Origin of the sequence: Halorubrum sp. Atlit-26R (assembly GCF_003666015.1) — an archaeon.
Lineage (GTDB): Archaea > Halobacteriota > Halobacteria > Halobacteriales > Haloferacaceae > Halorubrum.
In genome coordinates this window covers 1-691 of the sequence record NZ_QPLT01000235.1, presented here as the reverse complement: position 1 = coordinate 691, position 691 = coordinate 1, and the positions used below count along the sequence as shown (strand labels likewise).

The 691-nt window shown below is 62.2% G+C and carries 1 protein-coding gene; it reads right to left on the bottom strand.

Annotated features, from left to right (window positions below; translation table 11 throughout):
* Positions 1–335: 335 nt before the first annotated feature.
* Positions 336–691: hypothetical protein (locus DVK07_RS22980; RefSeq protein WP_199719675.1), on the bottom strand; the 356-nt coding region annotated here is incomplete at its 5' end.

Genomic DNA, 691 nt, shown 5'->3' with positions numbered 1-691 from the left:
CGTCTGTCACCAGTGGATTTCACTGGGGTCGTTGCGAGAGCTGAGTCAGTATCCTTCGCACTGAGAAGTTATGTGATCTCACCGCTATCTTACCACGTCATATCTGACAGATGTAGTGGACAGTACGGAGCCCCAAGGAGTGCCCGACGTCGACACCGCTCCTCAGTAGATTCTGCGATTGCTTCGCACTGTCGGTAGGCAAATGGGGGCGCTGGCAGGTCTCTGCCGTCTGTTGAAGGACTCTCCGAGGGTGGGGGGTGTGAAGTAGTCATGTCTGAGGCGGGACAGACCTCCGGCTGTTGGGAGGGGCGGTCGGCCACGTCGGACCACCCCCGCTAACTCCCCGGCGGACCGCTTTCAGCCGCGAGTGCATCGTCCGGCGCGGGCAATGTGCTCCCAGCAGCGCGGATCGGGCTCTCACCCCCCACGTTCTCGCTGTCGACCCAGACATTCCCCGTATAGTAAGTATCTATACGGCCGGTGTCCGGGTCGGAAGCCGGGTCAGCACCTGGAAGATCGACGACGCCGGCGGTGGGCGTTGCTGCGGGATCGTACTCGTTGGCCCTCCCATCCTCGTGCTTGGTGAGGTATCCGGCACTAGCGAACTCGTTCAGCACCCGGCGGACCTGCCGACGGGAGACATCGATGTCGTCGACGATGTCGGAGACGGTGAACTGCTCGCCACGACGGG